The organism is Simiduia curdlanivorans, assembly GCF_030409605.1.
In the GTDB taxonomy this organism is placed as follows: Bacteria; Pseudomonadota; Gammaproteobacteria; order Pseudomonadales; family Cellvibrionaceae; genus Simiduia; species Simiduia curdlanivorans.
Genome location: NZ_JAUFQG010000004.1, coordinates 176,553 through 194,046, shown reverse-complemented (window position 1 = coordinate 194,046; position 17,494 = coordinate 176,553). Strand labels below are relative to the sequence as shown.

At 52.1% G+C, this 17,494-nt stretch carries 17 protein-coding genes; 9 read left to right on the top strand and 8 right to left on the bottom strand.

Annotation, left to right across the window (positions count from 1 at the left end; all coding sequences use genetic code 11):
* Window positions 1–3: 3 nt before the first annotated feature.
* The gene (locus QWY82_RS01135) at window positions 4–837 is read right to left on the bottom strand and encodes a transporter substrate-binding domain-containing protein (protein WP_290259279.1); all 834 of its coding nucleotides are present in this window, start codon (window positions 835–837) and stop codon (window positions 4–6) included.
* Window positions 838–994: 157 nt separating this feature from the next.
* Here QWY82_RS01135 and typA point away from each other — a divergent pair, with 157 nt between their 5' ends.
* Complete coding sequence (gene typA / locus QWY82_RS01130; protein WP_290259278.1) at window positions 995–2,803, top strand: translational GTPase TypA; 1,809 nt, start codon at window positions 995–997, stop codon at window positions 2,801–2,803.
* A gap of 61 nt (window positions 2,804–2,864) precedes the next feature.
* Here the strand turns inward: typA and QWY82_RS01125 are convergent, their stop codons facing one another.
* From QWY82_RS01125 to QWY82_RS01100, 6 genes are all read right to left on the bottom strand, one after another.
* Window positions 2,865–3,800: a transporter gene (locus QWY82_RS01125; RefSeq protein ID WP_290259277.1), complete on the bottom strand. Its 936-nt coding sequence runs from the start codon at window positions 3,798–3,800 to the stop codon at window positions 2,865–2,867.
* A 43-nt stretch (window positions 3,801–3,843) separates the two neighbouring features.
* Complete coding sequence (locus QWY82_RS01120) at window positions 3,844–4,878, bottom strand: ATP-binding cassette domain-containing protein (RefSeq protein ID WP_290259276.1); 1,035 nt, start codon at window positions 4,876–4,878, stop codon at window positions 3,844–3,846.
* Entirely contained in the window at window positions 4,875–5,546 is a 672-nt protein-coding gene (gene modB, locus QWY82_RS01115; protein WP_290259275.1) for a molybdate ABC transporter permease subunit, read from the bottom strand. The genes QWY82_RS01120 and modB overlap by 4 nt, the downstream gene beginning before the upstream one ends.
* Window positions 5,546–6,304: a molybdate ABC transporter substrate-binding protein gene (gene modA, locus QWY82_RS01110; RefSeq protein ID WP_290259274.1), complete on the bottom strand. Its 759-nt coding sequence runs from the start codon at window positions 6,302–6,304 to the stop codon at window positions 5,546–5,548. Before modA ends, modB begins: the two co-directional genes overlap by 1 nt.
* A 152-nt stretch (window positions 6,305–6,456) precedes the next feature.
* Entirely contained in the window at window positions 6,457–6,843 is a 387-nt protein-coding gene (locus QWY82_RS01105) for a PilZ domain-containing protein (protein WP_290259273.1), read from the bottom strand.
* A gap of 118 nt (window positions 6,844–6,961) precedes the next feature.
* The gene (locus QWY82_RS01100; protein ID WP_290259272.1) at window positions 6,962–7,330 is read right to left on the bottom strand and encodes a PilZ domain-containing protein; all 369 of its coding nucleotides are present in this window, start codon (window positions 7,328–7,330) and stop codon (window positions 6,962–6,964) included.
* A 129-nt stretch (window positions 7,331–7,459) separates the two neighbouring features.
* Between QWY82_RS01100 and QWY82_RS01095 the strand changes: the two genes are divergently transcribed.
* The 8 genes from QWY82_RS01095 (at window position 7,460) to QWY82_RS01060 (ending at window position 15,534) form a co-directional block, all read left to right on the top strand.
* Complete coding sequence (locus QWY82_RS01095) at window positions 7,460–7,777, top strand: Kazal-type serine protease inhibitor family protein (RefSeq protein ID WP_290259271.1); 318 nt, start codon at window positions 7,460–7,462, stop codon at window positions 7,775–7,777.
* 58 nt (window positions 7,778–7,835) lie between these two features.
* Window positions 7,836–8,675, top strand: a complete 840-nt coding sequence (locus QWY82_RS01090; protein ID WP_290259270.1) for an ABC transporter substrate-binding protein — start codon at window positions 7,836–7,838, stop codon at window positions 8,673–8,675.
* Window positions 8,672–9,649, top strand: a complete 978-nt coding sequence (locus tag QWY82_RS01085; RefSeq protein ID WP_290259269.1) for a FecCD family ABC transporter permease — start codon at window positions 8,672–8,674, stop codon at window positions 9,647–9,649. Before QWY82_RS01090 ends, QWY82_RS01085 begins: the two co-directional genes overlap by 4 nt.
* Window positions 9,650–9,703: 54 nt before the next feature.
* Complete coding sequence (locus tag QWY82_RS01080; protein ID WP_290259268.1) at window positions 9,704–10,474, top strand: ABC transporter ATP-binding protein; 771 nt, start codon at window positions 9,704–9,706, stop codon at window positions 10,472–10,474.
* Entirely contained in the window at window positions 10,471–11,247 is a 777-nt protein-coding gene (locus tag QWY82_RS01075; protein ID WP_290259267.1) for a hypothetical protein, read from the top strand. The genes QWY82_RS01080 and QWY82_RS01075 overlap by 4 nt, the downstream gene beginning before the upstream one ends.
* Before the next feature lie 173 nt (window positions 11,248–11,420).
* Entirely contained in the window at window positions 11,421–12,080 is a 660-nt protein-coding gene (locus QWY82_RS01070; RefSeq protein WP_290259266.1) for a YoaK family protein, read from the top strand.
* 363 nt (window positions 12,081–12,443) lie between these two features.
* Entirely contained in the window at window positions 12,444–15,032 is a 2,589-nt protein-coding gene (locus QWY82_RS01065; RefSeq protein ID WP_290259265.1) for an alpha-amylase family glycosyl hydrolase, read from the top strand.
* Window positions 15,033–15,231: 199 nt separating this feature from the next.
* Window positions 15,232–15,534 carry a hypothetical protein gene (locus tag QWY82_RS01060; RefSeq protein WP_290259264.1) on the top strand — a complete coding sequence of 101 codons (303 nt, stop codon included), beginning with the start codon at window positions 15,232–15,234 and terminating at the stop codon, window positions 15,532–15,534.
* Window positions 15,535–15,641: 107 nt separating this feature from the next.
* Here QWY82_RS01060 and QWY82_RS01055 read toward each other — a convergent pair whose 3' ends face one another.
* The gene (locus tag QWY82_RS01055; protein ID WP_290259263.1) at window positions 15,642–17,375 is read right to left on the bottom strand and encodes a choice-of-anchor I family protein; all 1,734 of its coding nucleotides are present in this window, start codon (window positions 17,373–17,375) and stop codon (window positions 15,642–15,644) included.
* Window positions 17,376–17,494: the final 119 nt, after the last annotated feature.

Here is a 17,494-nt window from a genome sequence, read left to right as displayed (position 1 = left end):
TGATTAGTTAGATTCTGTTGCAGCGGTGGGTGCTGCAATGAAATCTAACTGTAATTGATGCTTGTTATAAATAGCTTGGCCTGTGTCGCTGTTGGCAACGCGCAACAGCGCCCGCTCTAACGCTTGATGAATCGCTTCGTGGTTGTCGATATTTTTGTTGATGCACAGCAAAATATCGAGCGCGGCTAACTCAACGCTGCGATAGGGAAAGCCCGGTGGCGAGCGCTGTAGCAGCATGTCCATATTTTCTTTGAAGTTTACCACCAGGCCGGCTCGGCCCTTGCTGAATAGACTACTGACCACAGTGTCTCGGTTGCTGTCGTCGCGCTTGACGCTCGCCGGTAACAGGTTAATCAGGCTGCCGCTGGTAGAATAAGGCGCGTACACCAGCTCATCGGTAAGGTCGTCCGGGCCCTGAATATTGGGGTGTAGCTGGGGATTGATGTAGAGCGTCGGTTTTACCTGAGTTAGCGCTTCACTGCTACAGAGGTAGTGCGCTTGCATGGGAGAAATGAATCGCCTGCTGACCAGTGAAATCTGCATTTGCCCCGTGCTGGCCGCGTTGATCATCCGTTGGCGCGGTATTTGTTGGTAGATTATCGCCAGGTCAATATCCTGCGCAGCGGCGCGCAGCAGGTCGATGGTTACGCCTTGGGCTTCGCTATCGGCTTTGTCGGGTTGATATTGGAAGGGTGGCAGTTTGACGAAGTTGTAAGTGAGTGGCTCCGCACCGTTCGCCGGCCCCGCTAATAACGCTGTAATAAGCGCGACGCAAGCCGACCGCCAAAGCGCTGAAATGCAGGTCCATCCGCCAAATAAAAGAAACTTTTCGGTCAAGGTTACGCCTTTTAGAAGTGTTGTTTACAGTTTAGATGAATGAGATGCCAATGTTCAATTTTCAGATTCATTGCATTGCTGACTGTTTATTGAGCACCGACACCGGTATAATGCGCGCCCTTTGTTTTACATCCTTATTTTTCAAGAGACTCCTGTTGTGATCGAGAAACTACGTAATATTGCCATCATCGCCCACGTTGACCATGGCAAGACCACCCTTGTGGACAAGCTGCTGAGCCAGTCCGGTACCCTCGATCGCAAGAGTGCAGGCACCGAGCGCATCATGGACTCCAACGACCAAGAGCGTGAGCGCGGTATTACCATTTTGGCGAAAAACACCGCCATTGAGTGGAACGGCTACCACATTAATATCGTGGATACCCCCGGCCACGCCGATTTCGGCGGCGAAGTTGAGCGCGTGCTGTCCATGGTGGACTGTGTGTGTTTGCTGGTTGACGCCGTTGACGGCCCCATGCCACAAACCCGCTTCGTCACCTCTAAGGCCTTCGAAAAGGGCTTGAACCCCATTGTTGTGATCAACAAGGTGGATCGTCCAGGCGCGCGTCCGGATTGGGTAATGGATCAAGTGTTTGACTTGTTCGACCGCTTAGGCGGCACCGACGAGCAGTTGGACTTTCCGGTGATTTACGCCTCGGCGTTAAACGGTATTGCCGGTATGGAACTGGACAATATGGCCGAAGATATGACGCCCCTGTTCCAGCTAATCGTCGACAAAGTGAAGCCGCCAGCGGTTGACCGCGACGGTCCGCTGCAGATGCAAATTTCTGCCCTGGATTACAACTCCTACGTTGGCGTTATCGGCGTCGGCCGTATTACCCGCGGTAGCATCAAAACCAACGAGCAAGTGGTTGTGGTTGGCATCGATGGCAAGCAGCGCAAGGGCAAGATTCTTCAAGTGATGGGCTACCACGGTCTCGAGCGTGTTGAAGTGCCACAGGCTTACGCCGGCGATATCGTGTGTATCACCGGTATCGAAGGTTTAAATATTTCCGACACAGTGTGTAACCCGCAAGCCGTAGAAGCTATGCCGGCGCTGATGGTCGACGAGCCAACGGTAAGCATGACCTTCCAAGTAAACGATTCACCGTTTGCCGGTAAAGAAGGCAAGTTCGTGACCTCGCGCAATATCAAAGACCGCTTGGATCAGGAGTTGATCCACAACGTGGCGCTGCGCGTTAAGCAAGGCGACACCGCCGATAAGTTTATCGTGTCGGGTCGCGGCGAATTGCACTTGTCGGTACTGATTGAAAACATGCGTCGCGAAGGTTTCGAGCTAGGTGTGTCGCGCCCTGAAGTAATTCAGAAAGAGATCGATGGCGTCATCATGGAGCCCTTCGAACAGGTAGTGATTGATGTTGAAGAGCAGCATCAAGGCGCCATCATGTCTGAGTTAGGTTTGCGTAAAGCCGAGCTAACTAACATGGAGCCAGATGGGCAAGGTCGCGTTAAGTTGGAATTCATGGCGCCGTCGCGCGGCTTGATCGGCTTCCGCGGTTTGTTCCTGACCCTGACCTCCGGTTCAGGCATCATGACCAGCATCTTCGATCACTACGGCCCGGTTAAAGATGGCGAAGTGGCCAAGCGAATAAACGGCGTGTTGGTGTCTATGGTTAAGGGTAAAACTCTGGCCTATGGCTTATACCCGCTGCAAGATCGCGGTCGCTTGTTCCTCGGTGCCGCAGTTGAAGTTTACGAAGGTCAAATTGTGGGCTTGCACAGTCGCGGTAACGACCTAGTGGTAAACCCGACTAAGGCCAAGCAGCTGACTAACGTGCGCGCCTCGGGTACTGATGAAGCACTGACTTTGTCGCCACCGGTGCGTCATACACTCGAGCAAGCACTTGAGTTCATTGAAGACGATGAGTTGGTTGAAGTGACGCCGCAAAGTATTCGTCTGCGTAAAAAGCTATTGACGGAAAACGAGCGCAAGCGCTCGAAGAAGTAAGCCTCGATAGTAAAAAAAGCCGGCAATGCCGGCTTTTTTTATGTGTTTAAAAACGCGGGGGTTACCAAGCTAAAGACAATGCGGCAACCAGTGTATTTGAATGCATGCCGGTGGCGTTTTTAGTATCGATATTCAAATAGGAAATGTTAACGCTGGTGGCGCGATTAAGTGGGTGAACATAGCTTAACTTCCAACCGGTATCGCGTTTATCGTCATTTTTTTCAACGCCGTTCACTTGGTTCTCACCGCCGTAGTCATAACCCATGCTAAGCGCTAGCCACTGGCCAGGACTAAAGCTGCGGATTAGATGGGCGTGCATAATATACAGCGGCTTTTGACTCAGGGTTTTGCCGCCAAAGAAATCATCATTGTCGCCATAGAAGCCAATTTCACCGGTGATTTCTGCGCTCCATGGTCCGCGCGAATGGGTAACGCCAAGTTGCGGTCTGATGGCGTAGCGATTTTGACCTAAGTTGATGAGTTTATCGCTGTGATAATCTCCAGTGGGCAGGCGAAATACCACGCCTGCGCCCACAATCGTTTCGCTTTGCGCGCCGGCGCGGTAGGCACCAAATGCTTTGCCGGCGAGAGGTGGTGCTCCGTATAAATTCGTGGAGAAGCGCACGAAAGTGTCGCCGAAGCCTTGGCGTGAGGTAGAAGCTGGGCTGCCATCGAGTAAACCGGACCATTTTCCGCGCATGAAGGGCTGGGTAACGTCTACCCGCGCCGACTTGCCAAAGGCCTCGAAGCTTCGGATATATTTAGCCGCCACAACATCTAAAGACATTTTTACATCTTCAAGCTTCAAGGTTGGGTCAAAAGCGATATCGGCGTCAGTGTGGGCAAAGGCGATGCCAGCAAAGTTGCGATCCATGGGTAGGTGGCTCCACATTCTCGGCTGTGGCTCAACGGCAAAGCTTGGTGTAGCTTGCATCGCTAAGAGCAATAGGCTCACGGCAATGCGGCATTGGCGCGGTACTTTTTTGAAACCTAGCATGAGTGACTTACCGTTTTATTCTCAATGATTGTTGCCCAATGGGTTAACGTATCTGCACTGTGGCCTTAATTTGCGCAAACAAAGCGAGGCCGGGTTTGAGCGCGAGTTTTTGAGCTGAGTGGCTAGAAATAAGCGCGCGCAATAGTTGGGAGCCTAGATTTAAGGTGACTTTTATGGCGCCTTCATGGGCCGGTTGAAGTTCAACAACCTTAGCCGCCAAGATATTCATAATGCTCGAGTCTTCGGCGCGGCTGAGGCTAAGGCTAACATCTCGGGCGTCTATGGCGACGCGGATTTTGTCCGTCCCCGCTGCGTGAATCTTGGGGGTGATGCGCAATGTCTGCCCAGCACCGAGGTCAATAGCGTGCAAATCGCTCGCGGGGTTGGGCTGAAGTGGGCCGGTTAAAATACTGTATTCGTGGCCCCGTTGTTGGGTCAGTATCGGCTCGTTAATAAGTGCGTCTATCTCTCCGCAAAGGGTTTGGTTTTTACCCATCAAAATTAAATATTGCGCCAAGGCTAAAAGCTCATCCAGTTGATGAGTGACCAGAAGCACGGGCTTTGTTTCGGCAGCCTGTTGGATAAGTCCCATTGCCGCTTTGCGTCTTTGCTGATCCAGTCCCGTGAGCGGCTCATCGAGAAATACGGCGCAAGCATCTTTACTTAACGCTCTTGCCAATGCCACGCGATGTTGCTCGCCACCGGATAAAGACTGCGCCTTTTGATGCAGGAGCCGGTCGAGATCGAGCGCCTTGGTGATTGCGTCATAGTGGCAGGCCTTAGTTGTGTTTTGCTGGCCTAGCAGTATGTTTTCGAGCGCAGTTTTGTGTGCCAGCAGGCGCGGCTCTTGAAAAGCCACCGCAATATGGCGCTGACTCGGCGTGATAAATCTCTGTGCGTCCTGCCAAGTCGTTGATCCAAGAAAAATGCTACCCGCCGCTTTCTCAAGCCCGATCAATGTGCGCAGCAAGGTGGTTTTACCGCAGCCAGACTCGCCAAAAATAACGGTGATGCCGGTTGCCGGTAGTGCGCAATCGAGACTGCCGCTGAGTACCTTTATGTTTGCGCGCAAGCTCATCTAGCCGCACCTTTGCGCCAATAAAGGGTAAGCAATGCCGCAACGGCGATTGCTAACATGACCAGAGATAATTGATGCGCGGCGGAATAATTCAAGCTTTCTACCGCATCAAAAATGGCGATAGAGGCGACTTGGGTTTCATTGGGTAGATTGCCGCCAATCATCAGTACGACACCAAACTCGCCCATGGTGTGGGCAAAGCCGAGTACGGCGGCGCCGATAAAGCCGCGTTTGCACAAGGGGAAAATAATGTGGCGAAATTGCTGGGCAAGATTGAGTTGTTGCACCTGCGCCATTTCCAATAAGCCTTTATCCAATTGAGCGAAGGCGGATTGCAGTGGTTGCACGACAAACGGCAGGGAATAGATCATGGAGCCGAGCACTAGCCCGGTAAAACTAAAGGCGAGGGTTTGACCGGTAATCGCCAGCCACTGCGCGCCGAGCCAATGGTTAGGCGAGAAGGCAATTAATAGATAAAAGCCAATCACCGTCGGCGGCAACACGAGCGGTAAAGCAACAATAATTTCGGTTACTCGAGCGTACCAAGCGTGAGATTTTTGCAGCCACCAGGCTAGCGGAGTCGCCAGTATGAGTAACAGTAAGGTACTGATAAATGCTAATTCTAGTGTCAGTAAAATAGCTTGCACCGAGGCTGCAGGTAATGGCATTAGATATCGGCTGCCTCGCGGTTAGGGGTGGCGATGGGCGAATAGCCGAGTTGTTTGAGTTGCTGTTGAACTGGCTGGCTACGCAGGTAATCACAAAATTCGGTGGCGCTGGCTTGTAATCTGCTGCGCTTAAGAATGACTAGGTGTTGCTCAATAGGGTGTTCAAGTAGTGCCGTCAGATCAAAAACCTGGGTGCTGTCATCGGGTTTAAAAAGCGCTGCCGCAGCAAAGGCGACATCTACATTACCGGTGTCAAACCACTGTTGTACTTGGGCGATATTACTCGCTAAAACCGGCGCTTTTAGATTCGGCTGTCGCCACAAGCCAGCGCCTTCGAGTAAGGATTTTGCTGCCGCGCCATAGGGCGCCAGCGTAGGGTTGGCGAGGGCGACGCGCGCGGCGTTTTGTACCGCACCTTGCCATTGGCTGGCGGGTGTACGGCTGAGCAACAGCAACCTGCCATTGGCATAGGGCAGAGGTGCGAACGCTAGGCCTTGTGCATGAAGCTTGCTCGGGTAGACAGCATCGGCAGACAAAAACAGGTCGAAAGGAGCGCCCTGCGAAACTTGGGTGAAGAGTTGCCCCGACGCGCCGGCGCTAAGGGTAATTTTCGTGTCTGGGTGATTGGCGCTAAATGCCGGTAGTAGCTGCTCGAGCGCGGGTTTAAAGTTACTCGCCACGGCGATACGCAAGGGCTCTGCCAGGGTCTCTGTTGCCAGCGTCAGCAAGAGTAAAAAGCAAAGGCCAAAGGTGCGCAAGGTGTGTCCCCCGTAAAATCTGAAGGCATCTTAACAAATTTACCGAGTTACACCTTGTGGGATATCAACCTAAGTTAGGTTTAAACTTACATTGAGGTGGGCTTTAAGGAGGGCTTTGCAGTGGCAGATTGATACCACTGCAGGGGCAGGTTCTAGCTGCGTTGATCGTGATCGTCCATCATGGCTTTAACGCTGCGCTCATTTTGTCGCTCGGATTCTTTCTTCAGGAGTTCGCGCAGCCTGGCTTGATTATCGATGCCTAGGGCGCGACATTCGATGCCCAGCATGTGGTCGCGCTGGTGCGCCAGCTTGCCCTGCATTTTAATCAAATTACCTTCGCTAGCTTCGATGGTCAGGATGATTTCTTCGCCTGGCGATAGCGTATGCGGCCGAATCAGGGCTGCCAAGGCGCCGTTAAACGATACATCAACGATATGCACGTCGAATTTTGTTTGGGTGGTGGTTAGGGTCGCGTAAGCGCGGTAGCTAACTCTCGGGAAGTAGCGGCGCTCCCGCCCTTCTGTACCTGTGAATGTCATACCTCATCACCTTTTGTTGTCATCTGTGCCGGCATCTGCCAGAAAAGGCGGGGCGTTGGCACGGTATTGCACTATGGTACCAAAAAAGTCGAGTTCCCATATACTTAATGTTTAACCGCTAATCTGCCTGCCCTAAGCGCTTGAACTCTCGCTCTGCTGCGCTTGGGTCACCGGTGTTCAATTCTATCAGCTTTCTCAGGTGCGCCATGCTATCTATGTCTATGCGCTCGCAATATAAGCCGAGTTGCTCATCTTGTTGGTGTACCAATGAGCCGATCATTTGAATCGCGTTGTTGTCGTCCAGCGCCAGTGTCAGCGTTAGTGCGTCGTCCGCTATCGGTGTGCAATCGACCGGGGGCTGCAGCAGCGCGCCCTTGAGCGATATATCGATCAGCTCACATGACCATGTGTTGCCGTTTTGCGAGAGGAGTACCGGCTCTTGGAAGGAAACGCGCACGAAACGCCGGCGCTCTTGCTGCTTATCCATCGTGTATACCTGAGCATGTTAATCAACAGAGCTAAAGTGTAGTCGCCTTTGCATACAGCTTCTGTGAAATGTCGCTTTTAACTGGCCTAGGCCTATCCCTATAATGACGCACTCTTAGGGAGGGTACCCATGTTTAAACGTATTTTATCAGCCACCTCAATCGCCGCGTTTGTGCTGTTAGCGCTAGTGCTTAATGCCTGCGGCCAAGAACGAGCGCCTATTGCCCAGACTGCCGTGACCACAGATACCGGGCTAGAGAAGCCGCCGGTTGCCGAGGCTGTCGCGTGTATCGATGCCAGCAAAATCAACCCCAACCGCATGTGCACGATGGATTACACCCCGGTTTGTGGCTGTGATGGCAAGACCCACAGCAACGCCTGCCGCGCGGCGAGTATGGGGTTAACCAGCTGGACCAAAGGCGCCTGCGCCGGCGCAGCAACTGAATAAGGTGCGCTGCCTGCAGCCCTCGCTGTGGGCTTGTTTATTTCTGCTTTTGTGTAGTGGCTTGGTCGCAGCGCGGAGCCACGCCGAGTCAGGTTCTTCGCTGCCGGCGAGTTCCTCGGGAGGCTTGGTTAGCGTTAATCTTTGCGTTGATCAAATGCTGCTGCGCTTTGCCGGGCGGGATCAGATCGCCAGCGTGACCTATTTTGCCGACAACCCGCTTATGTCGCCGCTGGCGCTTCAAGCGCAGGGGCTGCACCGCAATCATGGTTTAGTGGAGGAAATCATCCCGCTAAAACCTCGGCTGGTGTTGGCGGGGGAATACGGCGCGCGCGAGGCCGTTGAGCTGCTGCTAGCGCTGGGCTACCCGGTACTGCGCGTGCCTTTGCCGCAAAAGCTGGCCGATATCGATGCACACCTCGCCCGCATGGCAGAGATATTGAACAACCCGCCGGCATTAGTTGAATTCTCGAGCCAGTGGCAAGCGCGCAAGTTGCAACTGGAAGCCGATAATCGGCTTACCCCCGTGAGCGCTAAACCCAGCGCGCTCATGCTGGGCCCTAACCATATTGCTCCGGGTAACGGCACCTTGGAGGATGAATTGCTCAGCTTGGCCGGGTTCCATAACTGGGCTGTGCAACAGGGTATACAAGGTTTTGCCAGTATAGATTTAGAGAAGCTGGTGTTGAACCCGCCAGATTTATTGATCGTCGACCAAGTGGCCGCCAAGCATTTCTCTGTCGCCCATGAAGTGTTGCGGCACCCGGCTTTGGCGCGCGCCATGAAAGGCGGTGCCCTCGCAGCTTTGCCGGGCAACCTAACCGTTTGCCCAGCGCCAAATATAAATGCACTAATGTCTGCCTTGATTGAATTGCGGCTTGGCCTTGCAAGGGACGTATCTTGAAGAGTTTTTTGTTAGTCGTCGGTTTATGTTTTTTGGTTCTTGTGTCGCTCACCTTGGGCGCCGTGGATGTGTCGGTTTGGCAGGCTACGCAAGATCTATTGGCTGGGACATTGAGCGCCGGGCGCAGTATCGTGTTCGATGTGCGCTTACCGCGCACGCTCTTAGCCTTGGTGGTGGGTGCGGCCCTGGGGATGAGTGGCGCCGCCATGCAGGGTTTATTGCGTAACCCCCTGGCCGAACCCGGTGTATTGGGGGTGTCTTCTGGCGCTGCGCTGGGCGCGGTGATTACGCTGTACTTTGGTTTGACCTCGCTCGGCTGGTTAGTGCTGCCAGCTGCTGCCATGCTGGGTAGCCTGATTGCCCTGCTTGCTATTTACGGCTTGGCTGGGCGTAGCCAAAGTGTGTTGGTGTTAATTCTTGCCGGTGTTGCCCTTAACTCGCTTTTTGGTGCGCTGGTGGCCGTCGCGTTAAATTTTTCTAAAAATTTATTTGCGCTACAAGAAATTATTTTCTGGTTAATGGGTTCTTTGGCGAATCGCTCCATGGATCACGTAGCCGTAGCACTGCCCACCTGCGTGTTGGGGATGCTGCTGATTTTTTCGCGCAAGGCCTATTTAGATGCGCTGACCCTAGGCGATGATACGGCAACCAGCTTGGGTTTTGACGGCGCGCGCGAGCGCGTCTTATTGCTCGCCGGTATCGCACTCGCCGTGGGTGGTGGTGTGGCGGTGAGTGGCGCCATTGGTTTTATCGGCTTGATGGTGCCGCACTTGTTGCGCAGTTGGGCGGATCACCAGCCCGGTAAACTGTTAGTTTATTCGGCCCTCGGCGGCGCCTTGCTACTACTCTGTGCGGATATTCTCGTGCGTCATATCGATGTTGTGCGCGAATTAAAACTGGGTGTGGTTACCGCCTTGTTGGGTGCGCCGTTTTTTATCTATCTACTGGTGAAAGGCAAGCGTCACATGGTTTGACGCCGTCCATTTCTAATTTGAATTATCCAAATAATATGCGAAGAAGGGTCGATTGTGACAGGGCTTGAGAGTCAACATCTGTGTTTCGGTGTGGCGGATAAAACATTGCTAAAGGACATCAGTTTTTCTGCAGCCAAAGGCGAGTTGATCGGTTTAATTGGACCGAACGGCGCCGGTAAAAGTACCTTGCTCAAATGTTTATCGGGTTTGTTAAAACCGAGCGCAGGGGAAGTGCTATTAAATCAGAAAATACTCGGCCAGTGGCCCGCCAAAGCCCGCGCAAAAACCCTGGCGTTGTTGGCGCAGCAGGAAGCACCCGCTTGGTCGATCAGCGCCGAAGCCTTGGTTGCACTCGGACGCCTACCGCACACCGGCAGCATTGATGCAGCCTTGAAAGCGGACGCCGGGTTAATTCGCTTGGCCTTGCAGGCCGCCGACGTGGAAGCTCTAGCTCAGCGCTCGGTCGATACCCTATCGGGTGGCGAGTTGCGCCGGGTACAGTGCGCGCGCTTATTTGCCACGGTAGCCGATATCTGGTTAGCCGATGAACCCATTGCGGCTTTAGACCCTCTGCATCAGCTACAGATTATGCAATTGTTAAAAACCAAATCGGAAACTGGATTGGTGATTGCGGCGCTGCACGATCTCTCTCTCACTGCGCGTTTTTGCGATCGCATCCTGCTGTTGCACCAAGGTCATCTAGTAGCAGACGGCACGCCTGAGCAGGTGTTGACCGATAAAAACTTAGCCGAAGTCTATCGTATTAAGGCGCAAATCACGGTTACCGAGCGTGGTTTATCGATAGTGGCAGAGTCTGCCCTATGACTGGCTTGCCATCGCTCGAACAGTTGAATCATTGGTGTGTTGCGCATGACTTACACTTGCGTTTCCTCGGCATTGCCCAGCACAGCCCCCGCCTAATTAACGCCGGTTTTTTAGCACTCGATCGCGAATGCCTTGCCCTTGCCGAAGCTATTCGCACCACCTTAAAGGTGGATGAATGGCACGCGCTGGTTGATACAGGGCGAGAGGGGTTAACGGAGGAAATGCATTACCAAGTGGTGCGTTACTCGGAGATGCTGGCGTTACGCCAGTTGGGGAAAATGCCGGCCGTTTTAGCCGCTAATGTATTGTCTTACTGTCAAGCGAGTGGCAGCTTGCTGCTGCAAAAACGCGGCGCCAGCAGCCATCTATTTCCCGGCTTTCTAAGCTTGCTGGGTGGCGGTTTCAACCCATCGCTCACAGAGCTGATACCCGCAGACAAGAGCAGAGGCAACGAGGGGTTGATAGGCGATAGCAATAACCTAAAACTAACGGCACAGCGGGAATTTTTGGAGGAGTCTGGTTTGAGCTTAGTCATTCCCGAAACTACATTGGTCACCATCACCCAAGAAACCGACAACGGCGCGTTGCAAATTAATTACTTAGGCGTGCCGGCTGATTTTACTGGCGCCTATGCGGATGAGGAAGAGGGCTTGCTGGTGGAACTGCCGGTGCTCCAGTTGAAGCAAGTGGCAGCGTTGGAACCGTTTACCGATTTGGCGAAAGCCAATATCGCAGCCTGGTTGATATCCCGTTCAATGATTAAGGCTTTTTAACGTATTTTCAAACTAGCGATCGGATTGTGTGTAGGGTGCAGTTACACAATGTGAAAATACTTGGCTTTGTACCACTTGATGTAATTTTTTGTAGCTTGTAGGGGGCGGCCTCCCGCCTTGTAGCTTGCAGAAGCGATCTACCGCCTGGCTATGGATAGGGGAGTACTTTTGAATTGATTTCACAATTACCCAAATGGGTTGAGCTAGGAGCGTTTGTACTGGCGCTGGTGGCTGGTGTCGTTAACGCTATTGGCCTGCTAGGTTTTGAGCATCAATCGGTTTCCCATCTTTCGGGTACGGCAACGCTGTTGGGCACGAGCTTCCTGAATACATCACTTCAGCATACTTTTCACTTGCTAGGCGTGCTTGCTTCTTTTGTGATGGGTTCCTCCATTGCTGGTTTTCTCTTGCACGGCTCAACATTGAAGCTTGGTAGGCATTACGATTCGGCACTTATGTTGGAGGCCGTGTTATTGCTGGCCGCGCTAGGGCTCCTTTCAAACGGTAATTTCTCTGGCCACTTTTTTGCATCGGCTGCGTGCGGTTTACAAAATGCATTAGCGACAACCTATAGCGGTGCGGTGGTAAGAACGACTCATGTCACCGGTATTTTCACTGACTTGGGTATTATGATTGGGTCACTTCTGCGGGGGCAGCCTTTAGATCAGCGCAAGGCTCTACTTTTTGTTCTAATTATTGTAGGTTTTATTGTTGGCGGCACGCTTGGCGCGTTGCTATACGCCGACTACCAATTTTTTGCCCTGTTGTTTCCTGCCGCTATTTGTTTGTCGCTTGCGATTGTGTATCGGGTGTACGCTAAAAAACACAGCTAAGTTGACTGTCGTTGAGTGTGTTATCGCTTATCGCTATCTAGATCAATGTAGTTCAGCGCCGGCACGCGCTTAATGTTCAGGCTAATTAATTCTTTTCTAGCTCAACTCTAGTAGTGAATACGTATTCATGCACCTCCCCCTTGCAGTATTTTTCCCTTAGCACCATTCTTTTTCTAATTCGCGAGCTGTAATCTTTTTGGGAGTGTGTTTACGCTACCGTGGAAAAGTGCGGCCGAATGATATTGCAACAGACGGAATCGGCCCTAGCTGGCCGTTAGTCAGGAGTGGTAAAGGCGGTATGCACTAGGAGCGGTAATGTCCGTTTGTTGTTTTAACCCGATAACAATAAGCAAGGTTAAAGCAATGAAGATTTCACATATTTTGGCACTCGGCGTTGTCAGCGCCAGCAGTGCTAGCCCGGCTATGGCCGATTGGTTTTTTCGTGGTACAGCTAACACTTGGGCCGCCAGCGCACTCACCCAGGTGAGCGCTAACACCTATGAAACCTGCCAACAGTTTGGCGCGGGTGATGCCGGTGGTGGGCCGCGTTTTAAAATTGATAGGCTAGGTGATTGGAGCGAAAATTATCCCGCAGCGGATTACCAAGTGAGTGCCAATACAGCCTATTCAATTGCTTTCAACAGTAGCACTAAAGCGATCAATGCAACGCAGGTCGCATCCTGTAGTGCCGCTAGTTTCAGCAAAATATTTCCATCACTGTATTTTCGCGGAACGCCAAATGCTTGGGCAGCTACACCCATGGAACTTGTGGCGAATAATACCTGGCAGCTGCAAATACATTTCGATGGCCAAACCAATCAGCGCTTTAAAGTGGATGTAAGCGGCAATTGGTCGCAAAACTATGGCGACACTAATGGCGATGGCTACTTAAACCAGGCGGGTGCGGATATTTCCTTAACCGGGCAGGGCGACTATTTGCTCACCGTAAACGATCAAACGCTGCAATACACTTTGCAGTCTGTGGCATGCACCAGTAACTGCGGTGCGGCGGCAGATACCTTGGGTGCCGTATACGACGCCGAGGGTACAACCTTCTCACTGTGGTCGCCAGATGCCAGCAATGTTGCGTTGGTGTTGGAGGGTGTTAATCACGCCATGACTAAAGTGACGAGTTTCAACGGCTATAGCGAAGTGTATCAAGTGCGCGTCGAGGGCGACCTTCATCTCGCCGAATATTATTTCACCGTCAATGGCAACAGAGTGCGCGACCCCTACGGAAAAATGGCGGTGCCGCAAAGTGATACCAATATTGTGATGGACATGGCACGCACAGAACCCCTTGGCGGCTGGGCTTCGGTGCCGGCACTCAACAAGCGCGAAGATGCCATCATTTATGAAGTGCACATGCGCGACTTTACCATCCACCCAAGTTCCGGTGTAGATGCCGCTAAGCGCGGAAAGTATTTAGGCATGGTGCAGGCGGGCACGAAATACAATGGTGTAAAAACGGGTATCGATCACTTGAAGGAGTTGGGTGTAACCCATGTGCAGCTGTTGCCGGTTTACGATTATGCCACCTGTGATGGCCTGCCAGATTCAGACCCTTGCTATAACTGGGGCTATGATCCACGCAATTTCAATGTGCCGGAGGAGCGCTATTCGCAAACCCCGCTAGATTATGAAAATCGGGCGCGGGAATTTAAAACCCTGGTTAACGAACTGCACAAAGCCGGCATCCGCGTCGTTATGGATGTGGTCTATAACCACACCTATGCCAAAGAGATGTTCGATAAAATTTCTGGTAAATATTACACGCCTACGGATTTATCCGGCACTGGAAACTCCATCGACGCCGATGTGCCCATGGTTAGCCGGATGATTCAAGACTCGCTACAGTACTGGGTGGAGGAATATAAAATCGATGGTTTTCGCTTCGATTTGATCGGCATTTTTTCCCACGCCGAAGTGGAAAAGTGGGGCGCACACCTAAACAGCCAATTCCCTGATCGAAATTTATTGTTGTACGGCGAACCTTGGAATGGTTACGCCTCTGACCCAAAAGAAGGTCAGCGCGTGCGCTATGGCACCACACGTTTTATGGCAGAGGAACACGTCGGCGTTTTCAACGGTGCTTATCGCGAGGCCATTAAAGGCAATAACGACGGCACGGCCACTGGCTTTATGTTCAATAATTTGTCGGCGGCCGACAGTGGTTGGGCAATCTACGACGGTATGCGCGGCTCCCCCTACAACAGTAACGACGGTCGCAATGGCACCTGGTTTCGCAATTACACCGCTGACCCAGAACAGAGCATTAATTATATTTCCGCACACGATAATTTCGGCCTGTGGGATAAGGTGTACCTGAGCTTGTCGAGTAACGTGGTGCAAAATGGTTCGCACCAAATCATGAGCTTAACGCCGCCGGCGGATTTGGCTTATCCAAAGCGCGTGGTTAATTTTGGTATGGGCCAGATTTTTACCAGCCAAGGTATTGCCTTCGTGCACGCCGGTGATGAATTCTTGCGCACCAAAACCGCCGACGAACAAATAGCTACCGCATCCGCATGGAACTATGGCCAACACGGCGGAACACACAATACCTATAACTCACCCGACAGTTTTAACAGTATTAAATGGCATAACAAAGTCAATAATGCGCCAACGTTTAACTACTTTCGCGATCTAATTTCGCTGCGTAAAGCCCATGCTGGCCTGCGTATGAACACTAATGCAGAAATTGCTCAGTATATGGCCCTGTCTCGTCCAGCAGAGTTTGGCGGCCAGGTGGTAACAGGGCACATTACTTACCCAAGCGATAGCCACAATTTGTTCGTAGTGTATAACAGCGGCAATAATGTCTACGTCAATTTGCCCACCGGCAATTGGACTCGCGTTGCTGATGCCAATGGTGCCGCCAACGCGGCCGGTCTTTCGGGCACGGCGTTAGTGGAGGGCAGCGCCGTTACGGTATTTAGTCAAGCTAGGTAATCACTGCTTTGCTGTACTAAAACCCGGTGGCGACATCGGGTTTTTTATTGCGCTCAATAGCCTACATGCGATAGTTTGGCGTTGTGCTGTACTCACCAAGCTACAAGGCGTGTGGCCTGTTTCTACAAGCTAGAGATTTTAGATCGGCTTGGTTGTTTGTCGGCCGTGCATAGGGGTTGAGGTAAAGAGGTGATAGGCAATGATCAATGTTCGCGCACTGGGTGCGCTTGTGCTGTTTCTGTTTGGCTTGTTTCAATTGCTGGATTTGTGGATCGCCGGTTTTTCTTGGGCGACGTTGTTACTTGCGTTGGTGGCGTTTTTACTTGGGTATTGGTTGTGGCCGAGTAAACGCGATGATCCCAGGCATCGCTATCAGAACAGTCAGTGGTTCGATTGGCTCGAGTTTTTGGTAGAGCTACCGGTGGAGATTCTACTTTGGTTAATAAGGTCTTTATTTGGCCTCCTGCGGCGAGGGGTGGATGACGTAGATATTATTCCCTAGTTGAAAATTTTCATACTTACTTTAAGCGGGGAGTTTAGCTTTCAGTATTTGGTAGGGGATAAAAAAAGCCCAGCAAAGCTGGGCTGTTAAGGCTTGCGAGATTCGAATTATTGGACTTTATAGATAGTGGTCGTGCCGCTCACTTCATTGCCCACAATCAATAGCGCCTCGCCGTTCGGACTATCTTCTGCACTGACAAAGACCAAACCTTCTGGACCTAAGTCGCCGGCGTCAACGCCTTCTTCTGGGTCGATGGAAAGATCGCGGTTACTGGTGTATTCCACAAAGGCCGGTGCGAAGGGGTTGCTCACATCAAACACCATAATTCCGCCTTGGCGCTCTAAGCCAATAAACGCATAGGTGCGGCCCGCTACTGTGCCAATGGCAACACCTTCAGGCTCTGGGCCTTTGTTGTCGCTGCGGTTATCGGTGCTGTTTTTGTCATTGGACAAATTAAAAAACAAGGGTGATTGATCGGCAACGATCTGCTCCATTTGATCGCCGGAATCGAACACCATGTCGCCTTCGGCATTCCAAATGCTGAAAGAGCGCGCGCCGAAGGCATAGATTTCTTCGAAATTGCCATCCTTATCGGCATCGCCGGTGGCGTTGGTTACGGTTAAATCTCCCCAGCCTTTACCGTCTTGTAATTCGGAAATTTGATCGGCGGTGAATACCGTGGTGTCTAAATTTAAATCTTCCAGTGCCACTTCATCGGCATAGGCTAAGCACTCGTCGTCGCCTAAATCTGTGTGGCCGGCGCCAGTGCAGGTGGCGCTATCGGCATCGTAAATATATTCGCGGCCATCGCCTTCGTTGGCGGTGATCAAGTAGGTTTTGCCGTTAAAACTGTAGGCAGCAATACTGTCTGGCATGTACATACCCAGAATCGGCTGATTCACAATGGTTGGGAATTCATCGTTTTTATCGCCGTCAAAACCCATACCTTGCAAGCTGTGATCTTTGTAGCCGAGCGGCACAATATCGGTGACCGTTGCTGTGGCAATATCAATTAGGGCCAGTGCGTTATTTTCCTGCAGGGTGACATAAGCCGTTTGGTTGTCGAGAGAAACCGCGATGTATTCAGGTTCAAGGTCCATCGCAACACTGGCGCCGGGGCCGGTGATGCGTACGCCGTCGTCAATTAAATCTGCCAAGCTCGCGTTAAAGCTGGTGAAAGTAGCTTGTTTAACCACAGCGGCAGTAATACCCGCGGAAATATCTACCAAGGTGATAGAGCCTTCCGGGTCGTTGCTGTAGTCGCTACTCGGCTCGCCCTCGTTGGCACTGAGAATGGTTTGGCCATCGTGTGAAAAAGTGACCATGTCTGGCAATGCGCCAGCGGTGAAGGCGGCGGCGAAACTGTTATCGCTGGTGTTGTACACGTAGATGCGGCCGGCGTCTTGTTTGTTGTCGGCCTCTACCGCTACCGCGAGCAGGCCATTTTTAACTGCAACGCTGTTGGCGCCGCCGCTGGTGAAGCTGGCGCTGTCTTGATCGGCAACCGCAAGGGTAGCTATTTTTGCGGGCTGACTTGGGTCTGCTATGTCTAATACATCGATGGTGTTAGCGCCGGAGTTGACCACAAAAAGCTTGTTGGTGCTGCTATCGAAGGCAACAATTTCGGCGCCGCCGGCGGCGAATAAACCAGATTCGTAACGACCGATTTGTTGCAGGCGGCCATTGCCGGCATTGCTGCCATCGGCACCATCGCTACCGTTCGCGCCGGGTGCGCCAGCCGCACCGTCTACGCCATCTGAACCATCAGAGCCATCGCCACAGGCGCTTAATAATAAAGACGCCATTAATGCGCCAATGAGAAAGTAAGGAGATTTAAGCATGTGTGCCATTCCGTTTTATTTTAGGACGGCAGTACACTAATGGTTAGATATGACAGGCGCATGTCGGCTTTATGACATGACGGGTGTCTCTGAAAAAAACAAACGCCTAGCGTTGACGA

Coding starts and splice junctions, on each gene's coding strand:
- QWY82_RS01125 (WP_290259277.1), bottom strand. CDS start 3,800: ATGCTAGGTTTCAAAAAAGTACCGCGCCAATGCCGCATTGCCGTGAGC.
- QWY82_RS01120 (WP_290259276.1), bottom strand. CDS start 4,878: ATGAGCTTGCGCGCAAACATAAAGGTACTCAGCGGCAGTCTCGATTGC.
- modB (WP_290259275.1), bottom strand. CDS start 5,546: ATGCCATTACCTGCAGCCTCGGTGCAAGCTATTTTACTGACACTAGAA.
- QWY82_RS01105 (WP_290259273.1), bottom strand. CDS start 6,843: ATGACATTCACAGGTACAGAAGGGCGGGAGCGCCGCTACTTCCCGAGA.
- QWY82_RS01100 (WP_290259272.1), bottom strand. CDS start 7,330: ATGGATAAGCAGCAAGAGCGCCGGCGTTTCGTGCGCGTTTCCTTCCAA.
- QWY82_RS01095 (WP_290259271.1), top strand. CDS start 7,460: ATGTTTAAACGTATTTTATCAGCCACCTCAATCGCCGCGTTTGTGCTG.
- QWY82_RS01075 (WP_290259267.1), top strand. CDS start 10,471: ATGACTGGCTTGCCATCGCTCGAACAGTTGAATCATTGGTGTGTTGCG.
- QWY82_RS01065 (WP_290259265.1), top strand. CDS start 12,444: ATGAAGATTTCACATATTTTGGCACTCGGCGTTGTCAGCGCCAGCAGT.
- QWY82_RS01060 (WP_290259264.1), top strand. CDS start 15,232: ATGATCAATGTTCGCGCACTGGGTGCGCTTGTGCTGTTTCTGTTTGGC.
- QWY82_RS01055 (WP_290259263.1), bottom strand. CDS start 17,375: ATGCTTAAATCTCCTTACTTTCTCATTGGCGCATTAATGGCGTCTTTA.